This window comes from Cytobacillus sp. Bac17, from assembly GCF_024519925.1.
Lineage (GTDB): Bacteria > Bacillota > Bacilli > Bacillales > Cytobacillaceae > Cytobacillus > Cytobacillus pseudoceanisediminis.
Window position 1 is genome coordinate 14,565 of record NZ_JALJRC010000030.1, and the last position, 19,647, is coordinate 34,211.

Consider the following 19,647-nt stretch of genomic DNA (forward strand, 5'->3'; position numbering starts at 1 on the left):
GATTTTCTCTAAAGCTAGGATTATAGGATCATGTGCTTTTCTTCACCCTTTCGACTATTGGTTGTTTTAACTGTAAGATATTTAATGATTCAAGTCAAATGGTGCTTGGTCAAAGATGGAAATCCTTATCCAGAAAAAAGCAAATCAGACAGAATTTTAAAAAATATTTCTACAGCCTTTTTTACAGCAGTATTTGATAATATAATAGAGTGTTGGAATATATAGAAAGGTTGAGACATTCATGAAAAAGGTTCTTTCAAATTACAAACTAACCATCTTCCTGCTCCTTTCCATCCTGATCGGCGGAATTGCCGGAGTGGTTTTTGGCCCGAAGACAGCGGTTGTGAAGCCGTTTGGGGATTTATTCTTAAATTTATTGTTTATGATCATTGTCCCGCTCGTCTTCTTCAGCATCGCTTCAAGCCTGGCGAATATGGGCGGTATGAAAAGGCTCGGGAAAATCATGGCCGGAATTTTCACTGTGTTTTTCATTACGGCTGTTATTTCCGCTATCCTGGGCTTCATCGGAATTTCCATTGTGGATCCGCTGAAAAACACAGATATCTCTGCCATTAAGAGCATTATGACGGAGGCAGCTGTTGATCCTGAAGCAGAAGATGTCACGTTCCTAGGTCAGCTGGTTCAGGCGTTCACGGTGCCTGATTTCCAGATGCTGTTTTCGAAAAATAATATGCTGCAGCTGATTGTGTTCTCGATTTTATTCGGACTGGCAACTGCGATGTCTGGTGAAAAAGGCAAGCCGATTGCAAATCTTCTTTCTTCTGGTTCAGCTGTCATGATGAAGATTGTTGGATTTGTGATGTACTATGCACCGATTGGTCTTGGCTGTTACTTCGCAACCATCATAGGTGAGCTTGGCCCGCAGATTCTTGGCGGATATGTACGTGTGTTTGTCCTTTATCTTGTATTAACGCTAATCTACTTCTTTGGATTCTTTACGCTGTATGCCTTTGCGGCTGGCGGGAAGGATGGGGTCAAGGTGTTCTGGAAGAATGCCATCACTCCTTCAGTCAGTGCGATTGCCACATGCTCGAGTGCAGCATGTATTCCGATTAACCTTGCAGCCGTCAGAAAGATGGGGGTTCCGCAGGATATTGCTGAGACCATGATTCCGCTTGGGGCTAATACGCATAAAGATGGTTCTGTTCTTGGCGGAGTGTTTAAGATTGTTTTCCTGTTCAGCTTGTTTGGAAAAGACATGTCGAGCATGACAAGCATTCTGACCATTCTTGCTGTATCATTCCTGGTTGGAGCTGTAATGGGGGCTATCCCTGGCGGCGGTATGATTGGCGAGATGCTGATCTTAAGCGTGTTCGGGTTCCCGCCTGAAGTACTTCCGATCATCGCGGTCATCTCTACAATCATTGATGCACCGGCAACCCTTCTGAATTCAGCCGGCAATACGGTTTCGGCCATGATGGTCAGCCGATTTGTCGAGGGAAAGAATTGGCTGAAGGAATCATTAGCCTTGAAATAGCAATCAGAGAGGCTGGAAGGATACACACCTTCAGCCTCTCTTTTTTATATATTATTCAATAAAATACATCTTTCCGTTGACTTCAAGTGATACGGATGATTGTTTCATTTCTTCCTTTAAAGATTTGGCATAGGCAACTACTTCCTTAATCTTTTTCTTGTCAAGATCCTCTGCAAAGCTGTACACGATTGTCACTTTCTCCTTTACAAGCTGCTCGTCATCAGACAGCCATGCACCTGTTCCATCAACAGCTGTTGCCCCTCCAAACATTCCCGAAAATTTTTCTAAAGTTTTGTTCACATAGGGAGTATTATCAATTGGCTGATCAACATCATAGGTGGATGGCACATAAATTTTTACCACGTCTTCAAGATAATATTGCCCTTTTAGGGCGGATTGGTTCTTACCGCTCGCTGCTTCCGGCTGCCCTGCAGTATAGACAGCACTTCCCAAAAAGCAAATGAACAGGATGAGAGGGATAACCCAATAGGCAATTCTTTTCCTTTCCAACACTGCCACTCCTTTGTTTGATATTTTGCTGCCGAAAAAAAGGGGTATTTCTATCAGTGATTATAGCTTCTGCGATCAATTTATTCACGGTGAATTATTACTTATTTTCAAATATTTGTGTATATCCTTTTCACTAAATCATCCCGCTTTTTGCCAGCTCTTTTGACTTTTGATATATCCTTTATCTCCAAACGGCTGCAGTTCACTAAGCCACTTTTCTTCTAATTGTTTTTTTACACTAAAAAGGACACCGTTAACTCCGCAGTGTCCTTCATAACATTACAACTTTTAAATTATTGATTTCTTCCCGAATTTATCAGATTTACTGTTAATAAAATTGCTGCTGAACATATTCCAATTTGTAACCTTTGGAAACCCCTCTTCTGATAAATCTGCAGCAAACTGCGAGATGATCGGCGGCTTTAATTTAAGTGAATACAGCTTTTGGCAGCTGTTGAAAAATACGTCACTCGGATGCCCATCCAGAACGATTTTACCGTCATCAATGACAACTACTCTACTTGCATATTGCGCAACAACCTCCATATCATGTGTAATCATGATAATCGTTGCATCCTTCTCTTCAATAAGTTTTTTCATTAGCGTTAACAGGGCTTTAAGGCTTTGCTCATCCTGACCTGTCGTTGGTTCATCAAGCAGAATTATTTTGGGGTTCGATACAAGCATCGTGGCAACAGCCAACCGCTGTCTTTCACCCCTGCTAAGCGAAAACGGATGATCTTTTCTTTTTTTCTGTAATCCTACCGTACTGATGGCCAATTCGACTTGCTCCTCGACCAATTCTTTGCTGTAGCCCCTGTTTATCAGTCCAAATGCCACTTCCTCTTCCACAGAGTTGCAAAAAAGCTGGTTGTCGGGGTTCTGGAAAACATATCCGATATCCAATATGATATCCTGGACTCTATGCTCTTTCGTATTCTTATGATTGATGATAACCGATCCTTGATGGGGCTTTAGCAAACCAATTAAGTTTTTCATTAAGGTGGACTTCCCACAACCATTGTGCCCGACAATTGCAAGGAATTCGCCTTTCTGAACTTCAAGATTGATATCATATAGAATTTGCTTGCCTTTCTGGTAACTAAAATTTACAGCTTCCAGTTTAGCAACAGTCTCTTCATTCATATCATTTATTTCTACCTTGTGTTTTGGCAGGTTTAATTTTCCCGATACAAGCAGTTTTTTAGCCCATTCATATGCTTCTTTCTTTGAGATGGGATAAAAATCACATTGGTGTCCATTTTCTATGAGGTACTTAGCCAGCCTGATATGATCTGGAATTCTGATTCCGAGCTTGTTCAGTTCATCAAAATAAGTATAAAAGATTTCACTTGGGCTCCCATTATAAAGAATAGATCCTTCGTGCATTATGATTACTCTGTCAACGGCTTCAATCAAATCATTTAAATCATGTTCAATAATGATAAAGGTTGTATCAATTTCTTCTTTCAATTCCATTAGAATGTCCATTACTTCCTGCTTGCTTACCGGATCCAGATCGGTTGTAGGATCATCCAATATAAGGATAGATGGGAGCATAGCCAGGTTGCTGGCAATGGAGACCTTTTGCTTTTGCCCCCCTGATAATGAGAAGGTAATTTGCTTCTTAATGTCTTCAAGCTTTAGCTTTTTCAGCGCGTAATGAACTCTTTCCCGAATGACTTCCTGCTGGCAGCCCTGACATTCCACTCCAAAGGCAATTTCATCCTCCACCCGGATGGAGAAAATTTGATCCTCTGGATTTTGAAAGACCATACCAATCTCACTGGCAAGGTCATGCATAGGAACACGCTGAGTATTCATTCCATTGATAACGATTTCTCCTGCTAGATTCCCCTCTGCCAGATGGGGTATGATTCCGTTTAGACATTTCGCTAAAGTCGTTTTTCCACTTCCGCTGGTACCGGAGATAAGGACAAATTCTCCCTTACCTATCTTCATATTTATATCATGTAGTGCTTTCTTTTCCGTGCCTGAATAAGAAAAACTGACCCCGCTTACTTCAACAATAGGATTGTCATTCATACATTCACTCCTTTCTTAAGGGGATCCTGAATTTAGCTGTAGACGATTGAATTTGATCCTCCCAGCCCCAGGATGAATCGAATATAGATGGCACCAGCAAAGAAGATAATGGTGAAGGCGATTGCAAACCAATCCATTTTTTTTAACTTCATATCTTGATAGTATTCTTTCCATGCCATTTTACTAAAGCCTTTGCTTTCCACAGCCAGACCCATTGTCCGGCTTTTTCTCAAGGAATTGATTAAGAGCGGAAATACAGCCAGTTTAAAACTATTCCAGCTTCCTCTCAGCCCTTTTTTATTGACTCCTCGAATGGTCTGGGCATTTGATATATTCGTCAGTTCTTCAAAAACCAGCGGAAAAAATCGCAAAGTGCCAAGGAACATAAACGCCACATTAATCGGCACTTTCATTTTCATTAACCCCTTAGCCAATAGGGCAGGGTCTGTGGTAGAAATGATTATGATCGTCATAAAACAGGGGATGCCAATCCGATATCCCAGGATTAAGCCTGAATAAAGGCCAACATCCGTTGCCTGAAGAGAACCGATTGAAAATAAGATGGTTTCATCCGGCTGATTGTAATTGTAAAACGTCGCAAACACGATTGCTGACATGGCTAGAATTAAGATGGTCACCAGCAAAGGAAGAATCGGTTTGATCTTGATCTTTGCCGAAAACCACAGCACCATTCCCAATAGAAGTATTCCTGTTAAATATAGAGGATCCATAAATAAAAGCGGAATGATCACAAAGCCCAGAATTAAACATAATTTTGCCCTTGGATCAAGTTTATGCACCCAAGTTTCTTCATCCAAGTTGGAAACAAAATCAATTGCCGCCATTTGTCACACCTCCCGAAGATTGATTGGGCTGACCTTAGCCCATGAGAGCTTTAATCCGAGTACCAAATTTTCTCCCAAACACGGTTCCGATGACCATACCAACAATGGAAATGGCAAAGACAATGCCCATCAAATGGAATGGTACAGGAATTTTCATCACGCTAACAATGCTCCACCATACAAAAGCTTCATAAACGGCGTTATAGAGGATTGCCGCGATGATCAAATGTTTAGTGCTTGAATAGATGTCATCCGGATTACTAAATGCTTTTCTGCTGATGTTCAAATAGAGCTCAGGCAGCAGCGGAGCGATGACGACAAGAACCCAGTAAACAGGAATTTCTCCCTGAATGAAAAAGTTAATCGCACACCAGGCTACGGTAAAGTAAAACGATGCATAAGGCCGCCTGACAATAACCCAGCAAAGAACCAGGCAAAATGCACAAAATAAGTAGACAAATGTATGATTGAATGGGAAAACAATTCCTGCAAATTTAAAGAAATACCAGAGGACTCTATACAATACAGCGAAGATGACGATGGTAATCAAATCAACAGCCGTAATTTTATTCTTTACCTGCTGAACTGGATTGTTCATTTCTAATTGACCCATCTTAGTACCCCCTCTATTAGATTAAGGAACACTTTACATTCACTGAATAACTCCTCTAAGGGCTTGCACATCCTCCCTTGTTAACCCCTTAAAATCGACTCCTTCCTTTCGAAAATCCCTTTCCATTAACAAGGAAGCTGTTTGAATAATGGCGTCAGTGTAAGGAGTCTTTACTCCTGCCAATTTCCCTAATTCAGATATCGGAACAAGACCATAAGGAATATCTTCTATTAAATACCTATGGTCCAATGATACAGGTCCGCTGCCTTTAGGGAATAATCCCGATAAAGCTTTATATAAGCTTGAATAATCCGATTCGTAGAATTCATTTAATAAAGTTAAGGTATCCTGAGTCTCTATCTCTAGAATTTTTGCTATGCGAAGTCTTTCTTCATCAATTTTTTCAATATATGAAACGGTTTTTTGTGAAGCACCTTGCGGGTAGAATTGAAACTCCTCTGAAGCGTCAATCCTGCTGGCATTAAATATGGCAATTGGCGTGTGGATAATAACATTTGTATTATTTATGGAAGTTTCAAAGACATTCTTAGTCGGTGTTAATTGCGGAAAAGTTTTTAGGAACTTTTTAGAGATTGGAGTATTTGCGGAATGTGAAATGGAGCCTATTTGAACGTTTTTCTTAACTTTATTGATAGAGACGTTTCCGTTATAATCTGCTTTACTGACAAAAGGCATGGCACTTGTCTCTGCTATCGTGATATTCTTTTTCTCGAATTCTTCACCAAGGATTTCTTTGCATTCGACCGCTCCCCAATACCCTGGAAAAATCACAATCGTCTGATTGGCTTTTATTAATGGCTTTAGCTGATTAAAGATCGGTCTGTGTCCAAACGCTGTAGTTGAAATAATTATAAACTCAGCTTCATCTATTACTTCTTTTAAATCAACCGATGCTTTTAAATGAACTTTGCCTGAATACACACCTTTAAGGGTAAGTCCCTTTCGGGAAATCAGCTCTGCTTTTCGGGAGTCTCTGCTATATAATTTCACCTCCTCGCCTTGTAAAGAAAGATAACCTGCAATAGCCTGCCCTGTGTTGCCAGCACCAATGATGGCATACGACATAGAATCCCCCTTTTCCCAATATGCTTTTTCTATTTAATCTCATTCACCTTGTTTTCATACTGTTTTATAGCTGTTACAGCCTTCTCCATAGAATTTAATACATGCTTTTTCATCATAGCTTCGGCATTGTGTTTATCTTTCTTTACTATAAAATTCAGAATCACTTCATGTTCAAAGGATGTCTCTTTTGTATCTATAAAATGAGCGAGCCTCCTATAACGCATAATATGATCGTTAAGCTGCCTAAGTATTTTTACAGCTGTTTTGTTTAGGCTTAGTTCATAGAGATACGTATGAAATTGACTCCCGAAATGGCTGATATCTTCCATGTTACCTTCATAAGCCGTTTGTTTGATCATGCGGGCAAAATAAGATAAATGCCTTATATCCTGTTCTGTGCATTTTTCTGCTGCTTCGGCTGCAACAATGCCTTCCAGCATACTGCGGATAAGAAAGAGCTCTCTCACTTCTTGTGCGGATACAGGTGCAACCTTTAACCGCCCATTCGTCTGTCTGACTACCAATTCCTCAAGTTCAAGCCTCTGCATGGCTTCACGGAGCGGAGTTCGGCTAATTTCCAGCTCTTTAGCCAATTCCTCCTCTGCAATAGGCTGATTTGGCATATATTCACACTTAAGAATCCGATTTTTGATCTCCTGATAGGCGAAGTCTTTTGCGGAAATTCTTACTGCCGCTGCTTTTTTATTCAGTTTAACCACCTCCTAAAATATAATTGTATACAGTTATATTTTAGTTCAGAATTTTCAAAATATGACTAACATGTTAAATTAGTTACGTAAAGAATTTTCATTACTCTTTAAGGCTGCCCGATTATCATGGTTACTGCATCCAAAAATTCAATAATAAGAAAGCTATTCGTGACTGTGGAGTAAGTTTTTCGGCAACAAAAAATGACGTGTGCACACGTCATTTCTTCTTGTTATATCCATTGTCCCCATATGGCTGCAGCTCCTCCAGCCACTTTTCTTCCAGCTTTTCCAGGGCTTCCTTTTCGTTGAAATACGGATCATTTTTCTTTTTCAGCTTCTCCAGAATGCCGATTTCAAATGCCTCTTTCCCGTATTGATTCCACTCGTCCTGCAGCTCCCGATTAGGCATGTAGCCGTTTGTTTCGAGTGAAAATCTTACTCCATTCAAGCTTTTTAAATTATTTGTGCTGCCAATGAAGATTTTATTGTTCACTGTATTCTTTATTTGATAAACCCCTGCTTCAATGGGCGTTTCTTTAAACTGCTGTTTTAATTCTCTTTTGCGTTCCATGATAATCCCCCGTTTGTCTATTTTTTAAGCCAATACTCGCTGCCATCCAGCTTCCGGTCCAAAAATCCATAATCGATCAAATATCGTCTGATCAAAGCATAATCCTCATAAAAGCCCTGCAATGCCCGATTTATCTCTTTCTCGCCATATGTGTGCTCAGGCTGAAGCTGCCCGGCAATCTCCCGCAGCACAATCAGCCTTTGCTTCTCCTTTGGCGGAAACTTTACGAGGGGCTTATCAGTGCCTTCAGGGAAGTATTTCTTAAGGATTTTCTCCTGTTCTTCTTCTGTAATGTTATAGCGGTCATCCACCATCGTGGCTGTTTTATGGACAGGCAGGAACGCTGGTGCGTACTCATCCTTTGCCTTCAGCAATTCCATGATTGCCAGGAAGGTCTTCGCCTGCCGTTCCTTTTCCTTTAAAGCAAAACGGTGATGGCGGATGGTCGAGGTGCTCCCCATGTCCAGTTCTTTCTGAATGTCCTTATCGCTTTTACCCTGATGAAAAAGCTGCAGAAGACTTTTTTGATGATCGGTAAGCCCTGTAAGCTTCTTATCCATGGACAGCAAATAATCAAACACCGAGTTATGCGCCGTTTCGATATGAATGCGCATATACCGTTCCGCTTCGTACAATCTATCTTTATACGGATATACAATCCCTTTTTCAATCTTTTCCCCGCATAAGAGGCATGTAAATGAATCCTTTTCTTCGATATAGCCCTGTTTAAGCTCCTCCAAAGAAGCGTCCCAGAATAGATTTGATAATTCCATTAGCCAATACACATCCTAATCCATATGAATAAACAAATTATCACTTTGTTTGCTTTATGATAAACATAATAATACAAAGTTTGAATTTAGTCAATGAAATAACAAACACACCTATTAAATGTTTGCATACTTCCAAACACCTAACAAAAAGGTTTAAATTTTTCATAAAAAAAAGACCTCCGGTTAAGAAGGCCTGGCATTATTACTCCATTTACGACTCTGCTTCATTTGCCCAGGGATTTAACTTCCTCTTTTTCAAAGTCCCTGTAATGGATGATCTCAGAAAGAATCTTACATCCATTTGCTTTCTCGAACTCCGTTCTGGCTTCATCCTTGTTGTCATACTCAAACATTTTGACTTTGTCATGTAAAAAAAGTGTTAGAATCCACAAATCTTATAACCTCCCTGGTTTTAAAGATGCTTGAAGAATGAGCACAATCCGCAGAACCCTCTATCGTGTATGGAAGTGGGAGGTTGTGTTCATTTTAAAAACAGATTAAAAGCAACCGTAATCAGCCAGCCGAGGGCAAAAGTAAGAGAAATATATGTACCGACATAAAGTAAAACCTCCGTCATGATTCCTCCCCCAATGATTTTGACGTGAATTTTTCTTTATAGATGGGTTAATTCTCGCTGCGAAGGATTGTCAAATTGTATTAAACATGCAAGTACTTAGGCGGTTTCATCTCCCTCCCTTTAAAATACTGTCATTATATCAAGCGTTTTTTAAAAATATGTCGAACAATCGCACCTTTACCGATTTGTAAATAGAGTGTTAACTGTCTTTAATAATTCTAATCTTTGTATTATTACTGAAAGATAGTCTTCTATTTTCGTTGATGCGTATTAATTGATACAGAAAAAAGAAAAAAGCCTATTTTCCATCGAAATAGGTCTTTTAAACATAATTCATTCCTTATTCTTTTTATTGATCCATCCATGAAACGCAGTGATCAATCCGATAAATAGGCTGTATCCCACAAAGGTATAATGATGATGCCAGTTTTCTGCATGGACAAACATTCCCATGTCCTCTCCCATTTTTTCCAAGGCTGCCATTGCTAAGCTGATGGATAAAACAAACATCCCTTTTAACCAGCCCTTCAGGCTTTTCATGATTTTTAATAATGGAATCATGAAGATAGGAAGGACTGCCAGGGTGAACAGTATATTGATTGAAAAAATGGCTGAGAATGGCCGGTTCGGGAAGTAGTACATCCCCTTCCCGATAAAATACAAATCTAAGTATGTGCCTAACAGCGATGCCAATAGCATGGCCGGCATATAGCTTCTAATTCCAGACGGCTTTTTTCGCAAGGGCTGCGAGCTCGAGCCTTTCAAGTGTTTTACAGTATGCATGCTGGATCTCCCCATTGATCATATCGTCTAACTCCAGAAAATACTCCAATACGTGAAAATCCCTAAACCAATCCCCTGATTCGGCATCATGCTGGCTCCTATTTTTCCAGGCCGTTTCAAGGCTTGGGCTATAAATCCGTCTTCCCCCCGGCCGCAGCTGGCACGATTTTAATTGAAACTGATATTGCTCGCCTGGCAGTCCTTCATGGACATCATTGAAAATATGCGGCCAATAATCCTTCCTTGAACCGGTATGGGGGTGAGCATATGCCCATTGTTCCGTTAAGGCAAGCAACTCTTTGTCCTTAAACAGGATATCATACAGCTTTTTCCCTAATAGGATCCGTTCATGAAGCGATTCAAAATGATTCAATGTCTGGCCCTTCATATGGGTAACGCCATTCCTTTCATAAGGAAAAAGGATGTGATTCAAGGCCAGAAGCTCCTGCAGCTTAAATTCAAACTTATGAAAAACCTCTTGTTTATATAGCGGATTTTGAATCACCCTATTTTCTAAATAGCTTTGTTCATTTATGACAAGGGCAATGGTGAGAAGGTAAGGATCGGGCTTTCTCCAAAAACAGCTCCAGACCGTTTCCATGAAGACGGAAATATTAAGGAGCGGAAAAAGGTAAAATAATGGCTTATTTCTTTTCAGGCTTTCCCGGTAAATCAAAAATTGCGGATAGGCATCTTGAAAAATGAGCCAATTCCCTCTTTCCAGAAAGGAAAAGAAGGAATGTTTTTCGCGATTCGGTAATAATCGGGACAGAATCTCCCCCTTTAAATCGGTCATATTCCATCCGCCATTGCGGGAAACCATATGTCCCAAAAAGGCCCAATGGATTTCCGGTTGCTGCCGGTAGAAATCAAGATAGGCTTTTGTCCTGGTGACATTATTCAGATTCCAGCCCATTGTCTCCCGTTTAATATGGCTGAGGATTCCCTTCTCCTCTTCTGAAAGATGGATCGATTTTTGAGTTCGTGTCCTTTTCTTTAATTCTTCCTTTAACCAGCCCATTGGGGACTTCCCTTGTTTCTTTTGAAAAAAGATGAGCATCCCCTCCTCCATGAATTCTCTTTCAGTCAGATGAATATGTATCTAAAGGATCCATTTTACTTGAGAGGAATGTGCATGAAATGACTGATACGGTTTCTAGCATGAACAATCTCATCACCCTGTTAAGAAAAGACCAGTCTCCTGATGGTTCCTGGAATTATCCATTTGAAACTGGCATTTCAACAGATGCTTATATGATCATTTTATTAAAGACACTGGAGATACATGATGAAAAATTAATACAGGGGCTGGCAGCAAGGATCATAAGCAAACAGGAGGAAAATGGCGCCTGGAAGATTTTTGAGGATGAAAAGGATGGAAATGCAACTGCCACTTTGGAGGCTTATTACGGGCTATTATATTCGGGTTATATTCAGAAGGAAGATCCCCGAATGAAAGCCGCCAGGGAATTCATACTGGAGCATGGCGGTATGGAAAGCGTGAATGTTTTCACAAAAATTATGCTTTCCTCTACAGGACAGTATAAATGGCCTGAATCCTTTCCGGTTCCCGTAGAGATTATGCTTCTGCCTCTCTCCTTCCCGTTTAACTTTTATCAGTTTTCCGTGTATGGGCGTGTAAATCTGGCTCCGATTTTGATTCTGGCAGAGAAAAAGTTCAGCATCAAAACGAAAAACAGCCCCGACCTTTCAGATTTACTTTTAACAAGGTCAGGAGAAGTCCCATGGGATATCCAGCCGGAATACCGGTCATTATTATCATTCATCAAAGAAGGAGTAGAAGATCTTTTAGGACTGCCTGAACAGTTTCACTCATTGGCTATGGACCGGGCCAATAAATATATGCTCGAGCGGATTGAACCGGATGGAACATTCTATAGTTATTTCAGTTCTACCTTTTTAATGATCTTTGCACTCCTGTCTCTTGGCTACTCCAAGGATGATCCGATTGTAAAAAATGCGGTCGCAGGGCTGAAATCGCTCAGGACTGACATCGATGGTCTCCCCCATATGCAGTATGCTAACGCCGGTGTCTGGAATACTTCTCTGATTAATGCAGCTCTCCAGTTAGCCGGCCTTTCACCGGAAGATTCTGCTGTAAAGAAAGCAAATACCTATTTGCTGCAGCGTCAGCATGATCAGTTTGGAGATTGGGTTATTCATAATCCGAATGCTCTGCCGGGTGGATGGGGATTTTCCGACGTAAACACCCGCAATCCCGATATAGACGATACAACTGTTTCGTTAAGAGCGATAGCCAGGAGTGTGGAGGACAATTCAAAAAATCAGGAGGCCTGGAATCGGGGCACCCAATGGCTGCTATCCATGCAAAATGATGATGGAGGCTGGCCTTCCTTTGAAAGAAACACCGAGAATCCATGGCTTGACTTCCTGCCAATTGAAAAGGGTGAATATATATTTGGAGACCCCACATCTGCAGACCTGACCGGAAGGACGCTGGAGTTTTTAGGGAATTATACAAACCTGCCTGATCATGACCCTGCAGTTCAAAACGCCATTAACTGGCTGTTGAACAACCAGGAACAGAATGGCTCCTGGTATGGCAGATGGGGTGTTTGCTATATTTATGGCACGTGGGCAGCCGTAACAGGGCTTATTGCTTCAGGCATGTCAAAAGACCATCCTTCCATCCAAAAAGCCGCTGACTGGCTGAAGGGTATTCAAAACGAGGATGGCGGCTGGGGGGAATCCTGCCTGAGTGACAGCAAGAAATCATATGTTCCTTTGCATGCAAGTACCATAACAGACACGGCATGGGCACTGGATGCCTTAATTACAGCGGAAGATCAGCCAACCGAAGAGATCCAGAAAGGAATTCATTGCCTGGTCCATTCAATCGATAAAGAGGATTGGACAACAGCCTATCCAAAAGGGCAGGCTATGGCAGGAAGCTTTTACATCCATTATCATAGCTATCGGTATATTTTCCCCCTGATGGCTTTGGCTCATTATCATCGTAAGTTTGGATGAAGCGTTGATCCATTAGCCAATCTGGAAAGAGATGTTAATTACCTCCTTGCACTTAATGCGCCAGATTCCCTCATACAAAAAAGAAGCGACAACTCTTGTCGCTTCTTTTTTACTACACATGCTTCAAGTAGCTTTCTTTCATTTGAATTAATGTATCATCGGCAGGCTGGCTCCAGATTTGATCATTGAAAATTTCCACTTCAATGGGCCCCGAGTAGCCTGTTTCCTCTACAGCCTTGCGAATGCGGCTGATTTCTATTACTCCGTCGCCCATCATGCCCCGTCCCTTCAGCATATCAGGTGTAGGAACGAGCCAATCGGAAACATGGAAGCCTAAGATTCGGCCTTTGGACCGGTTTATCTGGTTATATAAGTCGGGATCCCACCATACATGAAAGACATCGACAACGACACCTACCTGTTCAGGCCGGTATGCTTCCGCAAGAGTGTTAGCCAGGTCCATAGAAACGACCACCGACCGTTCCGCCGCATACATAGGGTGCAGCGGTTCGATGCCTAATTTCACTCCATGCGATTCCGCGAATGGAACCAGCTGGGAGATTCCTTCCTCGACCATTTGCCGGGCAGATACAATGTCCCGGTCAGGAGACGGCCCGCAGACCAGAACGAGAACATCCGTACCCAGCTCGGCCGCTTCTTCCACCGCTCTTTTATTATCTTCTATTCTTTTTTGCAGCTCAGATGGAGTTCCAGCGGGAAACATGCCGCCTCTGCACAAACTGGAAACCTTTAATCCCGCATCCCTGATCAGCCGTTTGCTTGTGCTTAAGCCCAACTCCTCTACCTTATGCCGCCAGGGGGCGATCCAGGGAACTTCCGCCCGGGCACATCCCTCGATGGCTTCTTTTAAATTCCATTGCTCTGTCGTAATTTGATTTAGACTTAAACGCTCATAATTTTCCACTGGAATACTCCTCCTGACGAATCCCGGCTAAATTCAATACCAGCTTCATTCTTTCTGCAGCAAGCTCAGGGTCCGACAGCAGTCCGGCCTGGTCTGCCAATACAAACAGTTCCGACAGATGCACGATGGACCTTGCACTCTCAGCCCCGCCAATCATGCGGAAATGGGATTGGTGCCCGTTCAGATAAGCCATGAAGACGATACCGGTTTTATAGGAATAAGTTGGCGCCTGGAAAATATGACGTGACAGCGGAACTGTTTTATCCAATAATGCATGATAGGACTCATAGTCACGATCATCCAGAGCATGCAGGGCTGCAGCTGCAGCTGGTGCGATGGCGTCAAAAATCCCCAGCAGGGCATGGCTGTATCCATGTTCATCCCCTTTAATCAGTTCAGGATAATTGAAATCATCACCGGTATACATTTTCACACCTGGTGGAAGAAGCCGGCGCATTTCTATTTCACGGGAAGCATCAAGAAGAGAGATTTTAATTCCGTCGACTTTGTCTTTGTTATCCCAAATGACATTCAGACAGACTTCCATCGCATCATCCAGATTCTTATAGCCCCAGTATCCTTTTAAGGATGGATCAAACATGTCGCCAAGCCAGTGAAGGATAACCGGCTTAGAGACCTGTCTTAAAGTATTGGCATAAATCCTCTCATAATCCTCAGGGCCTTGGGCACAATCTGCCAGGGCCCTGCTTGCCATCAGGATGATTTGCGAGTTATGCTGTTCCACAAATTCGCATTGCTCCTCATAGGCAGCCTGAACATCCGCTAAGGTGACGGATGGGCCAGGGAGCAGCTGATCTGTCCCGGCTCCGCATGCTATCCTGCCGCCTTCTGCTTTTGCCTCCGCCGCCGACCGGCGAATCAGCTCCTTTGCATGCTCCCAATTAAGAGCCATTCCGCGCTGGGCCGTATCCATCGCCTCTGCTACCGAGAGACCCATAGACCATAGATGCCTTCGATAAGCTAAGGTGTTTTCCCAGTCGATCTTTGCCTTTAAAACGGGATCGGAATCTGCGAGAGGATTACAAACCACATGGGCAGCTGAAAAGGCGATCCTGCTTTTGAAAGGGCCTTCCGGCAGGATGAAAGCTTTCTGATTCCCAGCGTGATATTCATATGACTTGCCGTTTTTATCTGGCAGAGTTAACTGCTTCACCATTCTTTCTCACCTCCAGGCTTAATTCCGGTACATCAACCCAGCGCCGCTCCTCCCACGATTTAAGCCCTAATTCAGCCAGCTGAGTTCCTTTGGCACCCTCGAGCAAATCCCATGGGAATGGCTCGTCGACTGCAATATGCTTTAAAAACAGCTCCCACTGGACCTTGAAGCCATTATCAAAAACCTGGTTATCCGGGACTGTTTGCCATTGTTCTGTAAATGCAAAAGGATTCTCAATGTCAGGATTCCATACAGGCTTCGGTGTATTGATGCGATGCTGAATCTTGCAATCTCTTAAACCAGCTACAGCGCTTCCGTGTGTGCCATCTACTTGAATCGTTAATAAGTCTTCCCGATTAACCCGGACAGTCCAGGAGGAATTCACCTGTGCAATAATGCCGCCTTCGAGTTCAAAGGTTGCATATGCTGCATCATCGGCTGTGCACACGTACGTATTTCCATTCTCATCGACCCGTTTTGGAATATGGGTTTTACCCAGGCAGGAAACAGACTCTACATTGCCAAACAGGTTGTCGAGAACATATCGCCAATGTGCGAACATATCAACAATAATCCCGCCGCCATCTTCCTTGCGGTAATTCCAGGATGGCCTCTGTCCAGCCTGCCAATCCCCTTCAAATACCCAATAGCCAAATTCCATCTGAACGGATAGGATTTTGCCGAAGAACCCTGAATCTATCAGTCTCTTTAATTTTAATAGTCCAGGCAGGAATAATTTATCCTGCACAACCCCATTTTTCACCCCAGCCCCATACGCCAGCTTTGCCAGTTCAATAGATTCCTCCAAGCTTGTGGCAGTTGGTTTTTCACAGTAAATGTGCTTTCCGGCTTTTATGGCTTTCCGAATCGCATCTGCCCTTCGGACGGTGGTTTGAGAATCAAAATAGATTACATTATGCGGATCTGCCAGGCACTCATCAAGGTCTGTGCTCCATCGGCTGATATTGTGCTTTTCAGCTAGCAATTGCAGTTTATCTTTGTTTCTTCCAACAAGAATGGGGTCCGGCATAATAACATCACCATTCGCCAGCTCCACCCCTCCTTGCTCGCGGATTGCCACGATAGATCTCACTAGATGCTGATTCGTTCCCATCCTACCGGTCACACCGTTCATGATAATTCCAATATTTTTAACTGCCATAACTACTTCCTCCTTTTGACTTTAAAGCCAAGTAATTTGTTGTTTAGCTTACTTTTATTCTAAAAATTTTTGAAAGGATTATCTCATCCATATCGGAAGGCTATTTGCAATATCGGAGATAAGAGGGGAAATCTATTACAATTGGCTCTGTTAAATTTGCCTGTTTATTTCCGTTGCAGGTACCCGCTTTCCGCGGGCGGTCCGGGAGCCTCCTCGGCGCTTTCGCACCTGCGGGCTCTCCCGATGACACGCTTCTCCCGCAGGAGTCCCGCACCTTCCACTCCAATCAGCAGGGTGCTAAAAGCTTTTTTACAAACCTTCAAAAAAAATACCGTCACTTCTCAGAAGAAGGACGGTAATTAATGAGATCATTGGTAAACAAAATCTGCTAGATATAGAGAAAGCTGAGGAACATACGTAATGACCATTAGCGCTGCAATCAGCACAAATATAAACGGCATGGTACCTCTTGTTACACCAGCCAGCGACATTTTGCTGATGCCTGATGCCACAAATAGATTCAATCCAAAAGGAGGAGTCAGCATTCCGATTGCCAGATTGATAATCATGATAACGCCGAAATGAATCGGATCTATTCCCATTTCAAGCACCACCGGCAAAAACAGCGGGACGAGGATCAGCACTGCTGCGCTCGAATCCATAAACATGCCCACGATCAGCAGGATGATATTGACCAGAATTAAGAAAACAATAGGATTTGATGCATACTCTATCAGTGTTCCTGCGACGGTAGACGGGATCTGTTCATAGGTCAAATACCAGCTGAACACCTTCGAAGCAGAAATGACAAGCATAATCATGGCAGATGTCACAATCGATCTTTTTGTAACGGCAAATAATTCTTTAAAGGTCAGTTCCTTATAGATAAAAAAGCCGACAATCATGCTGTATACAATCGCAACCGCTGCAGCTTCGGTCGGGGTGAAAACGCCAAAGTAAATACCGCCAAGGACGATGACTGGCATCAAAATTCCCCAGATGGCAGAAACCGTTGATTTCCATAATTCCTTTCCGGTCGGTCTTGGATCTGGCTTATGCCCCTGTTTCTTTGCAATAACATACCCGACAGTCATAAGAATCAGTCCGATAAAGATTCCCGGAATGATTCCGGCAATAAACAATTTGCCGATTGAAACTTCCGCAACTGAGCCATAGACTAGAAACGTTATACTGGGAGGGATGATGATCCCGAGCGAGCCGGATGCACACATTAATCCAACCGAGAATTTTTCAGAAAACCGCGCTTCCTTTAAGGATGGAATCATGATGCCCCCAATCGCAGCAACCGTTGCAGGGCTTGATCCTGAAAGGGCAGCAAAAAACATGGACGATAGCACCCCTGCAATTGGCAGGCCTCCGGTTGTCCAACCGACCCATTTCTTCGTGAAATCTATTAATCTCTTGGATGTCCCCCCTGCCAGCATTAAATCTCCTGCAAATACAAAGAAAGGGATGGCCATCAGTGAAAAGGAATCTACTCCAGAAAACATGGTTCTCGCCAATGTATCCATTGGAACGTTACTTTGAAAGATGACGATAATCGTACTTAACGCAATGGAAATAGCAATTGGAACCCCCAATAAAAGAAGAACCAGAAAGATGATTAATAGCATCATAGTTTGGGTGCCTCCTCTTTTGGAGGAATAATTGTTTGGTTTACTGCACGCAAGCTTTTTACATCCTGAACTAATAGCTGCAGAAAGCGAATCAGCATCAGGCTTGCCCCAACAGGGAGAGCCAGATATGGGATATACATCGGCATTCCGGTGGACGGAGTCACACTGCCGAATTCAATAACACTGGAAACGATCCCGCTGCCTGACCAAATTAAAAAGACACAGAAAACAATGGAAATCAGATTGGCAATCGTTGAGAAGATTTTTTTTCCCTTTTCAGGCAAATACGTAACAAGGGCGTCCATCGTGGCATGCGCTTTTTCCCTGACGGCAATACTGCTTCCTATAAATACAAACCACACTATTAAGTATCTTGCCACCTCCTCTGACCAGGACAGCGAATAATTGAAAACATATCTTAACACCACCTGTACGAACACAAGCAAGGAAGTAAGGATTAAGGAAACAACTCCGACATATTCCTCAAGGTAGTTCAAAATATGATTGATTTTCTGCAATGAAGATCCCTCCTTCTTGAAAAAGAGACGGCTATCAGCCGTCCTTGATTGTATTTTAAAAATGCTATTGCGCTTCTTTTATGGCATCCAGTACTTCCTGCCCGCCCTCCACTTTCTTAAAGTCTTCATATACTTCACTTGTAGCCTTAATAAATGCCTCTTTATCCGATTCTGTCAGTTCGGTAATTTCAATCCCTGACTCTTCTAACGTTTTCATATAGGCTTCTTCATCAGCAGCAGATTGTTCCCATTGCCAATCCGTTACCTCAGCAGACACTTCATCAACAGCTTTCTGAAGATCTGCAGGAAGCTTCTGATAGAATTGCTCGCTGATTAATAATGGATAAGCCATATATCCATGGCTGCTTAAGGTTAAATAATCCTGGACTTCATAAAATTTCTTGCTGACGATATTGCTTAAAGGATTTTCCTGCCCATCAACCGTTTTGGTTTGAAGAGCCGTATATAATTCCGCAAAGTCAATGGAAACCCCGCCGGCGCCCATCGCCTGGAACTGGGAAATTAAGAGCGGGCTTTGGGAGACACGCATCTTCAGGCCATCCAGGTCCTCCGGCTTTTGAATCGTTTGCTTGGAATTCGTCAGATGCTTGAATCCACCGTCCCAATATCCCAAGGCACGAAGACCCTGTTTCTCTAAGTGCTGGTTGAAAATTTCACCCACTTTTCCATTTACCGCGCTTTTCACATGGTCACGGTCTTTAAATAAATAGGGAAGGTCAAACACTTCAAATTGTTTAACAAAGGCAGGCAAAACGCCAGTAAAAGGAGCGTTCATTTGAATGGTTCCAGACTGCATTTGTTCTGTGATTTCCCGGTCAGCTCCCAATTGGGAATCCGGGAAGACTTCCACTTTAATTTGGCCGTCTGTCCGCTCTTCCAATAGCTCTTTAAACTTCTCGGCAGCTTTGCCCTTTGCTGTTGAAGCGCTTACAACATGTGCGAATTTTATAACATATTCCCCTTTTTCTTCAGCCTTGCCGCTTCCCCCTGATGATGCTGATTTTCCACAGCCAGCTGTAAACATAGCGAGCATCAAAATACAAATTGAAAATAATCCCCATTTTCTTTTCATGTCCCTTTGGCCCTCCTAAGTAAAATGATTTTCTCTCTTATTTACTATTTTGAATTTTCTTTCAACTATTGTCTTATGAGATTGAGAGAAAAATTCTTAATTTTGGAGATA

General features: G+C 42.6%; 19 protein-coding genes. 2 read left to right on the forward strand and 17 right to left on the reverse strand.

The genetic code is table 11. The features are described 5' to 3' along the window. Positions 1–241 precede the first annotated feature (241 nt). Entirely contained in the window at positions 242–1,498 is a 1,257-nt protein-coding gene (locus NR125_RS23920; protein WP_009333832.1) for a dicarboxylate/amino acid:cation symporter, read from the forward strand. 51 nt (positions 1,499–1,549) lie between these two features. Here the strand turns inward: NR125_RS23920 and NR125_RS23925 are convergent, their stop codons facing one another. The 11 genes from NR125_RS23925 to NR125_RS23975 all read right to left on the reverse strand — a co-directional run bounded on the left by NR125_RS23925 (position 1,550) and on the right by NR125_RS23975 (position 11,072). Beyond that, positions 1,550–2,008 (reverse strand): DUF3574 domain-containing protein, encoded by a 459-nt coding sequence (locus NR125_RS23925; protein ID WP_256816257.1) that lies wholly within the window; start codon positions 2,006–2,008, stop codon positions 1,550–1,552. Positions 2,009–2,296: 288 nt separating this feature from the next. Beyond that, positions 2,297–4,054: an ABC transporter ATP-binding protein gene (locus tag NR125_RS23930; RefSeq protein ID WP_256816258.1), complete on the reverse strand. Its 1,758-nt coding sequence runs from the start codon at positions 4,052–4,054 to the stop codon at positions 2,297–2,299. 32 nt (positions 4,055–4,086) lie between these two features. Then, on the reverse strand, positions 4,087–4,899 hold the full coding sequence (locus tag NR125_RS23935) for an energy-coupling factor transporter transmembrane component T family protein (protein ID WP_256816259.1): 813 nt from the start codon (positions 4,897–4,899) through the stop codon (positions 4,087–4,089). Positions 4,900–4,933: 34 nt separating this feature from the next. After that, on the reverse strand, positions 4,934–5,512 hold the full coding sequence (locus NR125_RS23940; protein ID WP_256816260.1) for a hypothetical protein: 579 nt from the start codon (positions 5,510–5,512) through the stop codon (positions 4,934–4,936). 39 nt (positions 5,513–5,551) lie between these two features. Beyond that, complete coding sequence (locus NR125_RS23945) at positions 5,552–6,598, reverse strand: NAD/NADP-dependent octopine/nopaline dehydrogenase family protein (RefSeq protein WP_256816261.1); 1,047 nt, start codon at positions 6,596–6,598, stop codon at positions 5,552–5,554. A gap of 29 nt (positions 6,599–6,627) precedes the next feature. Next, positions 6,628–7,317, reverse strand: coding sequence for a GntR family transcriptional regulator (locus NR125_RS23950; protein WP_256816262.1), 690 nt, complete (start codon positions 7,315–7,317; stop codon positions 6,628–6,630). Between the two features lie 208 nt (positions 7,318–7,525). Next, positions 7,526–7,879, reverse strand: a complete 354-nt coding sequence (locus tag NR125_RS23955) for a GIY-YIG nuclease family protein (protein WP_009333830.1) — start codon at positions 7,877–7,879, stop codon at positions 7,526–7,528. A gap of 17 nt (positions 7,880–7,896) precedes the next feature. Further along, positions 7,897–8,652, reverse strand: coding sequence for a DUF2087 domain-containing protein (locus NR125_RS23960; protein WP_009333829.1), 756 nt, complete (start codon positions 8,650–8,652; stop codon positions 7,897–7,899). 224 nt (positions 8,653–8,876) lie between these two features. Further along, the gene (locus tag NR125_RS23965) at positions 8,877–9,044 is read right to left on the reverse strand and encodes a hypothetical protein (RefSeq protein WP_009333828.1); all 168 of its coding nucleotides are present in this window, start codon (positions 9,042–9,044) and stop codon (positions 8,877–8,879) included. Positions 9,045–9,562: 518 nt separating this feature from the next. Continuing rightward, a complete protein-coding gene (locus tag NR125_RS23970; protein WP_019382294.1) occupies positions 9,563–9,937 on the reverse strand; it encodes a CBO0543 family protein in 375 nt (124 codons plus the stop codon). Positions 9,938–9,944: 7 nt separating this feature from the next. Next, positions 9,945–11,072 (reverse strand): DUF2515 family protein, encoded by a 1,128-nt coding sequence (locus NR125_RS23975; RefSeq protein ID WP_019382295.1) that lies wholly within the window; start codon positions 11,070–11,072, stop codon positions 9,945–9,947. 80 nt (positions 11,073–11,152) lie between these two features. Here NR125_RS23975 and shc point away from each other — a divergent pair, with 80 nt between their 5' ends. Then, on the forward strand, positions 11,153–13,024 hold the full coding sequence (gene shc, locus NR125_RS23980; protein WP_019382296.1) for a squalene--hopene cyclase: 1,872 nt from the start codon (positions 11,153–11,155) through the stop codon (positions 13,022–13,024). A gap of 112 nt (positions 13,025–13,136) precedes the next feature. Here shc and NR125_RS23985 read toward each other — a convergent pair whose 3' ends face one another. From NR125_RS23985 to NR125_RS24010, 6 genes are all read right to left on the reverse strand, one after another. Beyond that, entirely contained in the window at positions 13,137–13,949 is an 813-nt protein-coding gene (locus NR125_RS23985) for a sugar phosphate isomerase/epimerase family protein (RefSeq protein ID WP_256816264.1), read from the reverse strand. Beyond that, the gene (locus tag NR125_RS23990) at positions 13,936–15,126 is read right to left on the reverse strand and encodes a dihydrodipicolinate synthase family protein (protein WP_009333823.1); all 1,191 of its coding nucleotides are present in this window, start codon (positions 15,124–15,126) and stop codon (positions 13,936–13,938) included. The genes NR125_RS23985 and NR125_RS23990 overlap by 14 nt, the downstream gene beginning before the upstream one ends. Further along, a complete protein-coding gene (locus tag NR125_RS23995; RefSeq protein WP_019382297.1) occupies positions 15,098–16,288 on the reverse strand; it encodes a Gfo/Idh/MocA family protein in 1,191 nt (396 codons plus the stop codon). Before NR125_RS23995 ends, NR125_RS23990 begins: the two co-directional genes overlap by 29 nt. A 368-nt stretch (positions 16,289–16,656) precedes the next feature. Continuing rightward, entirely contained in the window at positions 16,657–17,925 is a 1,269-nt protein-coding gene (locus NR125_RS24000) for a TRAP transporter large permease (protein WP_009333821.1), read from the reverse strand. Next, on the reverse strand, positions 17,922–18,443 hold the full coding sequence (locus tag NR125_RS24005; RefSeq protein WP_009333820.1) for a TRAP transporter small permease: 522 nt from the start codon (positions 18,441–18,443) through the stop codon (positions 17,922–17,924). Before NR125_RS24005 ends, NR125_RS24000 begins: the two co-directional genes overlap by 4 nt. A 64-nt stretch (positions 18,444–18,507) precedes the next feature. Next, positions 18,508–19,536 (reverse strand): TRAP transporter substrate-binding protein, encoded by a 1,029-nt coding sequence (locus NR125_RS24010; RefSeq protein WP_019382298.1) that lies wholly within the window; start codon positions 19,534–19,536, stop codon positions 18,508–18,510. Between the last annotated feature and the right edge of the window lie 111 nt (positions 19,537–19,647).

What these genes read in the sequence shown, in the direction of transcription:
- NR125_RS23920 (WP_009333832.1), top strand. Translation starts at nt 242, where the DNA reads ATGAAAAAGGTTCTTTCAAATTACAAACTAACCATCTTCCTGCTCCTT.
- NR125_RS23930 (WP_256816258.1), bottom strand. Translation starts at nt 4,054, where the DNA reads ATGAATGACAATCCTATTGTTGAAGTAAGCGGGGTCAGTTTTTCTTAT.
- NR125_RS23935 (WP_256816259.1), bottom strand. Translation starts at nt 4,899, where the DNA reads ATGGCGGCAATTGATTTTGTTTCCAACTTGGATGAAGAAACTTGGGTG.
- NR125_RS23940 (WP_256816260.1), bottom strand. Translation starts at nt 5,512, where the DNA reads ATGGGTCAATTAGAAATGAACAATCCAGTTCAGCAGGTAAAGAATAAA.
- NR125_RS23945 (WP_256816261.1), bottom strand. Translation starts at nt 6,598, where the DNA reads ATGTCGTATGCCATCATTGGTGCTGGCAACACAGGGCAGGCTATTGCA.
- NR125_RS23955 (WP_009333830.1), bottom strand. Translation starts at nt 7,879, where the DNA reads ATGGAACGCAAAAGAGAATTAAAACAGCAGTTTAAAGAAACGCCCATT.
- NR125_RS23960 (WP_009333829.1), bottom strand. Translation starts at nt 8,652, where the DNA reads ATGGAATTATCAAATCTATTCTGGGACGCTTCTTTGGAGGAGCTTAAA.
- NR125_RS23970 (WP_019382294.1), bottom strand. Translation starts at nt 9,937, where the DNA reads ATGCCGGCCATGCTATTGGCATCGCTGTTAGGCACATACTTAGATTTG.
- NR125_RS23975 (WP_019382295.1), bottom strand. Translation starts at nt 11,072, where the DNA reads ATGCTCATCTTTTTTCAAAAGAAACAAGGGAAGTCCCCAATGGGCTGG.
- shc (WP_019382296.1), top strand. Translation starts at nt 11,153, where the DNA reads ATGACTGATACGGTTTCTAGCATGAACAATCTCATCACCCTGTTAAGA.
- NR125_RS23990 (WP_009333823.1), bottom strand. Translation starts at nt 15,126, where the DNA reads ATGGTGAAGCAGTTAACTCTGCCAGATAAAAACGGCAAGTCATATGAA.
- NR125_RS23995 (WP_019382297.1), bottom strand. Translation starts at nt 16,288, where the DNA reads ATGGCAGTTAAAAATATTGGAATTATCATGAACGGTGTGACCGGTAGG.
- NR125_RS24000 (WP_009333821.1), bottom strand. Translation starts at nt 17,925, where the DNA reads ATGATGCTATTAATCATCTTTCTGGTTCTTCTTTTATTGGGGGTTCCA.
- NR125_RS24010 (WP_019382298.1), bottom strand. Translation starts at nt 19,536, where the DNA reads ATGAAAAGAAAATGGGGATTATTTTCAATTTGTATTTTGATGCTCGCT.